At 74.8% G+C, this 10,627-nt stretch carries 7 protein-coding genes; 3 read left to right on the top strand and 4 right to left on the bottom strand.

Annotation, left to right across the window (positions count from 1 at the left end):
* Positions 1–465: 465 nt before the first annotated feature.
* Both ACRYM2_RS21650 and ACRYM2_RS21645 read left to right on the top strand, forming a co-directional pair.
* A complete protein-coding gene (locus ACRYM2_RS21650; protein WP_432524639.1) occupies positions 466–3,108 on the top strand; it encodes an MGH1-like glycoside hydrolase domain-containing protein in 2,643 nt (880 codons plus the stop codon).
* Positions 3,109–3,215: 107 nt separating this feature from the next.
* On the top strand, positions 3,216–4,787 hold the full coding sequence (locus ACRYM2_RS21645; protein ID WP_432524638.1) for a histidine kinase N-terminal 7TM domain-containing diguanylate cyclase: 1,572 nt from the start codon (positions 3,216–3,218) through the stop codon (positions 4,785–4,787).
* A 31-nt stretch (positions 4,788–4,818) separates the two neighbouring features.
* Here the strand turns inward: ACRYM2_RS21645 and ACRYM2_RS21640 are convergent, their stop codons facing one another.
* The 4 genes from ACRYM2_RS21640 to ACRYM2_RS21625 all read right to left on the bottom strand — a co-directional run bounded on the left by ACRYM2_RS21640 (position 4,819) and on the right by ACRYM2_RS21625 (position 9,799).
* Complete coding sequence (locus ACRYM2_RS21640; RefSeq protein WP_432524637.1) at positions 4,819–6,798, bottom strand: M13 family metallopeptidase; 1,980 nt, start codon at positions 6,796–6,798, stop codon at positions 4,819–4,821.
* On the bottom strand, positions 6,795–8,069 hold the full coding sequence (locus ACRYM2_RS21635) for a multidrug effflux MFS transporter (protein WP_432524636.1): 1,275 nt from the start codon (positions 8,067–8,069) through the stop codon (positions 6,795–6,797). Before ACRYM2_RS21635 ends, ACRYM2_RS21640 begins: the two co-directional genes overlap by 4 nt.
* Positions 8,070–8,272: 203 nt before the next feature.
* Positions 8,273–8,515, bottom strand: coding sequence for a hypothetical protein (locus tag ACRYM2_RS21630; protein WP_432524634.1), 243 nt, complete (start codon positions 8,513–8,515; stop codon positions 8,273–8,275).
* Between the two features lie 18 nt (positions 8,516–8,533).
* Positions 8,534–9,799: an MFS transporter gene (locus tag ACRYM2_RS21625; protein ID WP_432524633.1), complete on the bottom strand. Its 1,266-nt coding sequence runs from the start codon at positions 9,797–9,799 to the stop codon at positions 8,534–8,536.
* 88 nt (positions 9,800–9,887) lie between these two features.
* Between ACRYM2_RS21625 and ACRYM2_RS21620 the strand changes: the two genes are divergently transcribed.
* Positions 9,888–10,627, top strand: a 740-nt coding sequence (locus ACRYM2_RS21620; protein ID WP_432524631.1) for a TetR/AcrR family transcriptional regulator, incomplete at its 3' end; no start/stop codon positions are given.

The following is a 10,627-nucleotide window of genomic DNA, read 5'->3' as shown; positions in this document are numbered from 1 at the left end:
AATCCCCAACCACCACCCAGATGAGCGGTGGCCATACGGGGTTGATTGATTTGGCATCAACACTTGGCACACTGTTGAGTTCTCAAGAACCGGACGCCCACCCAGCCGACCCCACCAAGAGGCCAACCGAAGAGAGACAACTTCCCCACCTTAACCCGGAACCAGGCCGACAAGCAACCCAGCCCCCGATCAGGCTTCCGGCGCCACCGACCCGACCCAGCCCCGCGGCCCTTGCGGCCCGCTGCGCTGCCCCGTCCCGGCGACATGAAGAACAGTAGACGGCGCCCCGTCCAGGAGGCAAATCGCCGGCGCCCTCCGGACCGGAAGCGTTGCACGGCAGCACATCCCACTCGCCGACCCGCTCGGGGTCGCCGTGCGGTGATCTCTTGGGAGACTGAGGTGGTGACCGAGTCGACCGAGCTCCCGGAGCAGCCGCCGCAGCACCGCAGCGCCGAGCACGCCCGCATGGCCGAGTCGCCGGGCCCGGACGGTCCCTGGCGGCTGTGGGGGCCGTACGTCGCGGGCCGGCAGTGGGGCACCGTCCGCGAGGACTACTCCGCGGACGGGGACGCCTGGTCGGCCTTCCCGTTCGACCAGGCGCGCTCGCGCGCCTACCGGTGGGGCGAGGACGGCCTCGGCGCGGTCTGCGACCGGTTCGGCTTCCTCAACCTGGGGGTGGCCCTGTGGAACCGCAGGGACCCCTTCCTCAAGGAGCGCCTCTTCGGGCTCACCAACGGGGAGGGCAACCACGGGGAGGACGCCAAGGAGTACTGGTGGGCCCTCGACGGCACCCCCTCCCACAGCTGGATGCGCTGGCTGTACCGGTACCCGCAGGCGGAGTTCCCCTACGCGCGGCTGCGCGAGGAGAACGCGCGCCGCGGGCGCGAGGAGCGCGAGTACGAGCTCGGGGACACCGGCGTCCTCGACGAGAACCGCTTCTTCGACGTCACGGTGACGTACGCCAAGGCCTCCCCGGACGACCTGTGCATGGTCGTCTCCGCCACCAACCACGGCCCCGACCCCGCGCCGCTGGACCTCGTGCCGCAGGTCTGGTTCCGCAACACCTGGTCCTGGGGCTGGGACCGCCGGCGCGGGAGCATGACGCAGGTCCTGCCGCCCACCCTCGCCGTCGGCGGGCTCGAGGACGTCGAGTGCGAGCACGGCCACCTCGGCCGGTACCACCTGGCGGCCGAGGGCAGTCCCGAGGTGCTCTTCTGCGACAACGAGAGCAACCTCGTCGAGCTCTTCGGCGCCGACCACAACCCGACGGCCTACACCAAGGACGGGATCGACCGGCGGATCGTGCGCGGGGACACCTCGGCGGTCAACCCCCGCCGCGAGGGCACCAAGGCGGCGTTCTGGTACAGCTTCGACGCCGTCCAGCCCGGCCAGACCGTCGAGGTGCGGCTGCGGCTGTCGCGGCAGGCGCCCGGCCCGCACACCTTCGGCCGCGGCTTCGACGCCGTCCTGCGCGACCGCGAGGCCGAGGCCGACGAGTTCTACGACGCCGTCATCCACCCCGGCCTGGGCGAGTCCGACCGCCACATCGCCCGGCGCGCCTACGCCGGGCTGCTGTGGACCAAGCAGCTGTACCGCTACGACGTGCGCCAGTGGCTCAGCGGGGACCCCGACACCGACCCGGCGCCGGAGTCGCGCCAGCGGCGGGGCGCCCGCAACACCAGCTGGACGCACCTGGCCCTCGCGGACGTCATCTCCATGCCGGACGAGTGGGAGTACCCCTGGTTCGCGGCGTGGGACCTCGCCTTCCACGCCATCCCGCTCGCGCACGTCGACCCCGAGTTCGCCAAGGAGCAGCTCGTGCTCATGTGCCGCGAGTGGTCGATGCACCCCAACGGGCAGCTGCCGGCGTACGAGTGGGCCTTCGGCGACGTCAACCCTCCCGTGCACGCCTGGGCGGCCTGGCACGTCTACCGCCTCGACGGCTACCGCGACCAGGGCTTCCTCGTGCGCGTCTTCACCAAGCTGCTGCTCAACTTCTCGTGGTGGGTCAACCGCAAGGACTCCAGCGGGTCGAACCTCTTCGAGGGCGGCTTCCTGGGCATGGACAACATCGGCCTCTTCGACCGCTCGGCCGAGCTGCCCCCCGGGTACCGGCTGGAGCAGTCCGACGCCACGAGCTGGATGGCCTTCTACTGCCAGCAGATGTTCAAGATCGCGCTGGAGCTGTCGCGGCACGACCCGGCCTGGGAGGACGCCGCCACCAAGTTCCTCGAGCACTTCCTGTCCATCGCGCAGGCCATGACGTCCTTCGGCACCCACGAGGTGTCGCTGTGGGACGAGGAGGACGGCTTCTTCTACGACGTCCTGCTGCGCCCGGACGGCACCGCGGAGCCGATGCGCGTGCCGTCCATGGTCGGGCTGCTGCCGATCCTCGGGGCGACCGACGTGCCGGGCTGGATCGCCGACGAGTGCCCCGACCTGACGAGCCGGCTGCGGTGGCTGCAGAAGCGCCGTCCCGACCTGACGCTGCCGCTGCTGACCCGCTCCACCCCCGAGGGGCGGCTGATGCTGCTCTCGCTCGTCGACAAGCCCCGGCTGGTCAAGCTGCTGGACCGGATGTTCGACTCCGAGCAGTTCCTGTCCGACTACGGCATCCGGTCGCTGTCGGCGGCCGTCAAGCAGGAGATCACCACGTCCGTGGAGGGGCAGGCCTCCTCGATCGTCTACGAGCCCGGGGAGTCGCGCACCGGGCTGTTCGGCGGCAACTCCAACTGGCGCGGGCCGGTGTGGTTCCCCGTCAACGTGCTGCTGGCCGACAAGCTGCGCACGCTGGGGCGCTTCTTCGGCGACGACCTGACCGTCGAGGTGCCCAAGGGCTCCGGCAAGCGCATCACGCTCGTGCAGGCGGCCGACCTCATCGACGACAGCCTCGTCTCGCTCTTCCGGCCGGTGCAGGGCCGCCGGCCGGCGGACGGCGAGCGCATCGAGGCCACTCCCGACCCGCTGTGGCAGGAGCACCCGACCTTCAACGAGTACTTCGACGGGGACACCGGCGAGGGCCTGGGCGCCACCCACCAGACCGGGTGGACCGCGCTGGTGGCCCACCTGCTGCACCCGCGGCTGCCGCCGAACCCGCCCGGTCGCTGAGGGCGGGCCGCCCACCACCCGGTCGGCGGCTCCTGCTCCACCCCCGCCTGTCCGATCTCCCTGGCAGGCTCGGTCCACCACGGCTCGGGCGAGGAGGTGCAGCAGGCGTGTCGACGCTCGCGGTGGTCGCGGCCGTCTCCGCGCTGCTCGCGGTCGCCGTCGCGGTGCTCGCCTGGCGCTCGCGCGCGCAGACGCCGGCCGCGGCGCCGCTGGCGTTCGGGCTGCTCGGCTCCGGCACGTGGGCGGCGGCCGTGGCCGTCATGGGGCTGGGCCCGCCGCCGGCGGTGCAGGACGCCCTCGTGCTCGTCGAGTTCGCGGGCGTCGGCGCGACGGTGGCCTGCCTGCGGGTGTTCCTGCACGCCGCGACGGGCCGGCCGATGCGCCGCAGCCGCCTGCTGCTGCTGCTCGTGGAGCCGGTCCTGCTGCTCGCCGTCGTCGCGCTCGACGACCGGCTGCACTGGTTCCACCAGACCGTCGCCTACACCGGCGACCCGCTCGTGCGGGAGACCACGCACGGGCCCGCCTTCTGGCTGCACTCGCTCTACAGCTACGCGGTCATCGCCAGCGGGGTGCGCGACCTGCTGCGCTCGCGCTCGACCTCCAGCGGCCTGGTGCGCCGGCAGGCCACGACGATGCTCGTCGGGCTCGGCGTCCCCGTCCTGGCCAACGCCGTGAGCATCACCTCGCCCGCCTCCGTGCTGCCGGTGGACATCACCCCGCCCGCCTTCGTCGTCAGCGGGATCGTCTTCGCGTACGCGGTCCTCGCCCAGGACCTGCTGCGGATGGTGCCCGTCGCCCGCGGCCTCGTCGTCGACACCATGAGCGACGGCGTGCTCGTGGTCGACCAGAGCGGGCGCGTCGTCGACCTCAACGCCGCGGGGCGCGAGCTGCTGCGCGGCTCGTGCGGTGCGCGCGGCGAACCCGTGGGCGCCGCGCTGGCGGGGCTGCTGCCGGACCTGGCGGCCGCGGTGGGGGCCGGGGAGGTCGTCACCGTGCTGCGCACGGGCGACGGGCGCAGCCTCGACGTGCGCGCCCGCTGGATCCGCGACCACCGCGGGGACGTGCTCGGCCGCGTCCTCGTCGTCCGCGACGTCACGGCGGTCCTGGCGCAGCAGCGCGCGCTGGAGGAGGCCAACGAGCAGCTCCTGGCGCACGTGCGGACCATCGAGCGGCTGCGGGCCGACCTCGCCGAGGAGGCGTCCAGGGACCCCCTCACCGGGCTGCGCAACCGGCGCCGCTTCGTCGACGACCTGCAGGCGCGCCTGAGCGCCTCGGCCGCCGCCGGGGACCCGCTCTCGCTCGTGCTGCTCGACGTCGACCACTTCAAGGCGGTCAACGACGTCCACGGCCACGCCGTCGGCGACGAGGTCCTCGTGGCCGTCGCGCAGGTGCTGCGGGCGCACGCGCGCGCCGAGGACGTCGTGCGCTACGGCGGCGAGGAGTTCGTCGTCCTGCTGCCGCACCTCGACGCGGGCGCCGCCACCGAGCGCGCCGAGGAGCTGCGCCGCGCGTGCGCGCGGCTGCGCCTGGAGGTCGAGGACCTGCGGCTGACGGTCAGCGCGGGCGTCGCGACCAGCCCCGTCCACGGCACGAGCCCCGACGAGCTGCTGGTGGCCGCCGACCGCGCGCTCTACGCCGCGAAGTCCGCCGGCCGCGACCGGGTGACCCTCGCCGGCTGACCCGCCGGCGAGGGCGCCCCGGCCGGAGGGGTCACCAGATGCGGACGCGCTCCGCCGGGTCCAGCCACAGCCCGTCGCCCGGCTGCGTGCCGAAGGCGTCGTGGAACTCCACGAGGTTGCGCACCACCGCGTTGCAGCGGAACTCCGGCGGGGAGTGCGGATCCACGGCCAGCCGGCGCTCCACCTCGGCCGGGCGGACCTTGCCGCACCAGACCTTCGCCCAGCCGAAGAACAGCCGCTGGCTGCCGGTGAGGCCGTCGACGACGGGGGCCTCCCGCCCGCCGAGGGCGATCTCGTACGCCTTGTGCGCGATCGTCAGCCCGCCCAGGTCGCCGATGTTCTCGCCGACGGTGAGCGCGCCGTTGACGTGCTTGCCGGGGGTCTCCGGGGGCTCCAGGGCGTCGTACTGGGCGACGAGGGCCTGCGTCCGCTTGCCGAACTCCTCGCGGTCGGCGTCGGTCCACCAGTCGCGCAGGTTGCCCTCGCCGTCGTACTTGGAGCCCTGGTCGTCGAAGCCGTGACCGATCTCGTGGCCGATGACGGCACCGATGCCGCCGTAGTTCTCGGCGTCGTCGGCCTCCAGGGAGAAGAACGGCGGGCGCAGGATCGCCGCGGGGAAGACGATCTCGTTCATCCCCGGGTTGTAGTAGGCGTTGACGGTCTGCGGCGTCATGAACCACTCCGAGCGGTCCACCGGGCCGCCGAGCTTGGCCAGCTCGCGGTCCACCTCGAAGGAGAACGCCCGGCGGACGTTGCCCAGCAGGTCGTCGCGCTCGATCGTCAGCGCGGAGTAGTCGCGCCAGGTGTCGGGGTGGCCGATCTTCGGGGTGAACCTTGCCAGCTTGTCCAGCGCGCGGTCCTTGGTCTCGCGCGTCATCCAGTCCAGCGCCTCGATGTCCTGGCGGTAGGCCTCGACGAGGTGGGCGACGAGCTCCTCCATGCGGGCCTTGGCCGCCGGGGGGAAGTGCTCGGCGACGAAGAGCTCGCCCAGCGCCTCGCCGAGGGCGCCCTCGACCAGGCCGACACCGCGCTTCCAGCGCTCGCGCAGCTGCGGCGCGCCGGTCAGGGTCGTGCCGTAGAAGGCGAAGTTCTCGCGGACGAAGGCCTCCGGCAGGTAGGGCGCCGCCTGGTGCAGCACCCGCCAGCCCAGCCAGTCGCGCCAGGTGCCCACCGGGGTGGCGGCCAGCACCCGCGCGGCGCCCTCCAGGTAGCTGGGCTGGCGCACCACGACCTCGGCGAAGGCCGACTCCGGCAGCTGCGCGGCGGCCGTCCACGCCGCCAGGTCCACCCCCGGCAGCAGCGCCTGCAGGCCCGCCCGGTCGAGCTTGTTGTACGTCGCGTTGGCGTCGCGGTTGCGCACCCGGTCCCAGTGGTGGGAGGCCAGCTCCGTCTCCAGCGCCAGGACGCGCTGCGCGGCGCCGGCCGGGTCCGGGCGCCCGCCGAGGGCGAGCACCCGCTCGACGTGGGCGCGGTAGGCCTCGCGGACCTCGGCGTACTGCTCCTCGCGGTAGTACGACTCGTCGGGCAGGCCGAGGCCGGACTGGGTGAGGTAGACGACGTAGCGGTCGGACTGCGCGTTGTCGGTGTCGACCCAGTAGGCGAACGGGCCGCCGACGCCGGAGCGCTCGAAGGAGCCCAGCAGGCGCACGAGGCCGTCGAGGTCCTGCACCTCGTCGACGGCGGCCAGCTCGGCGGCCAGCGGGGTCAGCCCCTGCGCCTCGATGCGCTCGGTGTCCATGAAGCTGGCGTAGAGGGCGCCGATCTTCTGCTGCACGCTGCCCGGCGCGGCCGAGCCGTCGGCGACGGCCGCGGCGGCCGTCTCCACGATGACGCGGCACTCGGCCTCGGACTGGTCGCGCAGGCGGACGAAGGCGCCGTCCACGGCGCGGTCGTCGGGGATCTCCGTCGTGGCCAGCCAGCGGCCGTTGACGTGGCGGAAGAGGTCGTCCTGGGGGCGCACCGACTCGTCGACGTCGCTGCCCGCGGGCTGGGCGTCCGTGATCGAACTCATGCCGTCACCTTAGGCCGGATGCCCGGCCACACGGCGGCCAGCAGGGCGACCTGGAGCACGACGGCCCCGAGGACGACCGCGCCCATCGCCTCCTCGTCGCCGCCGAGCAGGCCGACGACGACGCCGACGAGGCCGCCGACGCCGGACTGCAGGGCGGTGACGAGCGCGGCCGCCGCGCCCGCGCTGTCGCCGTAGGGCTCCAGGGCCAGGGTGACGGCGTTGGGCATGACGAAGCCGACGCTGAGCAGCAGCAGGTACAGCGGGACGGCGAAGAGCACGAGCCGGTGGGTGCCGCTGATCAGCGGCACCGTCAGCAGCAGGCCGAAGACGAGGGATGCCGAGACGCCCAGGCGCAGCAGCCGGGGCGAGCCGAACCGCTCCACCAGCGCGGCGTTCAGCTGGCTGCCGCCGACGAGCGCGGTGCCGTTGAGGGCGAAGTAGACGGCGAAGGCCGTCCCCTCCAGGCCGAAGCCCTCCTGCAGGATGAACGGCGAGGTCGCGACGTAGCTCATGATCGTCGCCATCGCCAGGCCCGGCAGGACGGCGAGCGCCAGGAAGCGCCGGTCGCGCAGCAGGGCGCCGTAGCCGACGAAGGTGCGCAGCAGCCGGCCGGGGCGCGGCGGCACGACGGGGGCGACCACCGGCTCGGCGAGCGCCTCCGCGGGGGTGTCGCGCAGCTCCGGGCGGGTCTCCGGCAGGTGGCGCCAGACCGCCAGCAGCACGCCCGTGCCGGCGACCGCCAGCAGCGCCAGCACGGGCCGCCAGCCCGTCCAGGCAGCGATGGCGCCGCCGACGGTGGGGGCGAACAGCGGTGCGACGCCGATGACGAGGACCAGGCGCGACATCAGCCGGGCGGCCGCGGGGCCGGTGAACAGGTCGCGGATGACGGCCATGCCGATCACTGCGCCGGCGGCGGCGCCGGCCCCGGCGAGCACGCGGAAGGCGACCAGCGCCGGCAGGTTGGGCGCGATCGAGCACAGCAGGCAGGCGAGCACGTAGACGGCGAACCCGACGATCGCCGGGCGGCGGCGGCCGAAGGTGTCCGAGAGCGGGCCGACGACCAGCTGGCCGACGGCCGAGCCGACCAGGACGCCGGTGATGGTCATCTGGGTGCGGGCGCCGGTGGTGGCCAGGTCCTCGGCGACCTCGGGCAGCGAGGGCAGGTAGAGGTCGATCGTGACGGCGCCCAGCGCGGCCATCGTCCCCAGCAGGACGACGAGACCGGCGGTGGAGCGCGTGCGGGAGTCGGGCGCGGTGCGGAGCGCGGACATGCAGCAGTTCCTCGGGAGTGCCTCGTTGCGGTGCTCCGCACAGCGCCGGGCGGGGCAGGACGCGGCAGGACGCCGGCCGTCTCCTCGAGCCTAGGGCGCGGGCGGGTCCGGCGTCGCGTCCGTTCCGCGTCGTCTCGGCACCGGGTGCCGGATCCGCCGGCGGCGGGGGCCGCCGCGCGGGGCAGGGCGGGGAGCCGGGGCTCTCAGACCCGGGCGGCGAGCAGGTCGTCGAAGGTGTACTCGTCGACGATCGGGACGCCCGCCGCGATCGCCGCGCGCACCGAGGCCGCTCCGGAACCGGCGTCGTTGGCGACCAGGACGTCCGTGGCGGCGGTGACGGCCTCGTCGACGAGCAGCCCGGCCCGGCGCGCGCGGGCGGCCAGCTCGGCGCGGGCGGTCAGGAAGTGGCCGCTGAAGCAGACGCGCTGACCCGGGTGGAGTTCCACGGGTGCGGCATCGGCAGCTCAGCGCCCGCGCTTGACCCCCGCGGCGGCCCCGCGGCGCACCGGCGCCGGGCGGCGCGGGCCCGGCAGCCCGCCGGTGCCGCCTCCGCGGCGGGAGCCGGCGAGGGTGAGCACCAGACCGGCCAGGCCGACGACGACGACGAGCGCGGCGTAGCCGTCGGCCACCTCGCGCAGGCCCAGCGAGGGGGCCAGGAAGCCGGCCACGACCGCCGGCAGGCCGAAGGCCAGGTAGCTCATGACGTAGACGGCCGAGAGCACCCCGGCGCGCTCGTCGGCGGGGGCGGTGGCCAGGACGCCGCGCAGCGCCCCCTGGAAGCCGCCGCCGAAGCCGATGCCGGAGACGGCGGCGCCGGTGAAGAACAGCGCCGTCGAGGACTGCTCGAGGGCGAGGACGACCAGCAGCGGCCCGACGACGAGGGCCAGCATGCCGACGGCCACCAGCCGGGCCGGGCGCACGGCGCGGGTGAGCACGCCGACGAGCGCGCCGACACCGGCGACGGCCGCGACGACGAGCCCGCCGGTGACGTGGTCGGTGCGGCCCAGCACGCCGGCCACGACGGACGGGCCGAGGCCGAGGACGAAGCCGCCCAGGCCCCAGCTGGCCAGGAAGCCGGGCGCGAAGCGCACCAGCGACGAGCGCGAGGCCCGCGGCAGCCGCACGACCGGGGTCAGCGAGCGCAGGGCGCCGGGGACGCGCGCGGCGGCGTCCGGCACCGCGACCAGGGCGGCGGCGCAGACCGCCAGCAGCACCGCGAGCAGCACGTAGACGGTGCGGGTGGGGGCGGGGGCGAACTCCACGAGCAGCCCGGAGCCCAGCCCTCCGGCCATCAGGCCCAGCGGCGGGACCGCGCCGTTGACCACCTGGGCCAGGGCGCCGCGCCGCGGGCCGGCCAGGTCCAGCAGCCAGGCGCCGAGCGCACCGATCGCGGTGCCGGTCGAGAAGCCCTGCAGCGCGCGGGCCGCCACGAGCCAGCCGGTGGAGTCCGCGAGCACGAAGGCGAGCATCGAGGCGACGACCCCGGCGATCGCCGCGAGCACGACCGGCCGGCGGCCGAGGTGGTCCGACAGCGAGCCGACCGTCAGCAGCGCCACGAGCAGCACGGCGGCGTAGACGGCGAAGACGACCGTGACCGCGCTCGGCCCGAGGCCCCACTCGGCCTGGTAGACGGGGAAGATCGGCGACGGCGCGGCGGAGGCGGAGACGAGGACGCCGAGCGCGGCGGCGACGAGCCAGAACCCGGTGCGGGGCGAGGTGCGCAGGGACACGGGAGCTCCAGGTCTGCGAGGGAGGTGTCGTGGGGAAACTACTCCAGCTCCACCCTTAACGCAAAGACGACTGCGTTAAGCTGGGGGCATGACCCCGGCCACGACCCGCCCCGGCGGCCGCAGCGCGAAGGTGACGGCCGCCGTCCACCGCGCCGTCGTCGAACTGCTCGCCGACGGGGGCGCCGCGACGCTGACCGTCCCGCAGGTCGCCGCCCGCGCCGGGGTCAACGCCACGAGCGTGTACCGGCGCTGGGGCGACGTGGGCGGCCTGCTCGCCGACACCGCCCTGGCCCGCTTCGGCACCACCGCCGCCGTGCCCGACACCGGCTCGCTGCGCGGGGACCTGCTGGCCTGGGGCGCCGAACTCGTCGCCGAGGCCGCCCGGCCCGAGGAGCAGGCGCTGCTGCGGGCGGCGGTCGCCGCCGGACCGGCTGATCCCGGCGCCCCCGAGGACCCCGGGGGCCCGCGGTCGGCGTGCGCCGCCTGCCTCACCGGTCGCAGCGAGCAGGTCGAGGCGCTGCTCGCGGCCGCCGCCGCCCGCGGGGAGGCCGTGCCCACCGCCACCCGCGTGCTGGACCACCTCGTGGCGCCCGTCTACTTCCGCGCGCTGTTCGGGCTGCCCGCCCCGTCGGTCGCCGTGCTCGTCGGCCTCCTGCTCGACCACCTCGTCGACACCCCCGGCTACCCCGTGCCGAGCACCACGACGAGCCCTCCGCCGAGCCCTCCGTCGAGCCCGACGGCCCCGTCGACGCCCTGGAGGGGTTCGAGGACTGGCCCGCCTTCCTGCACCGGGAACTGCCGCGGCGCAGCGGCCCGCCCGACCTGGCC

It is taken from the genome of Kineococcus aridisoli, assembly GCF_050871885.1.
Taxonomy (GTDB): Bacteria; Actinomycetota; Actinomycetes; order Actinomycetales; family Kineococcaceae; genus Kineococcus.
The sequence above is the reverse complement of the archived record's forward strand: the minus strand, read 5'-3'. Positions and strand labels throughout refer to the sequence as shown.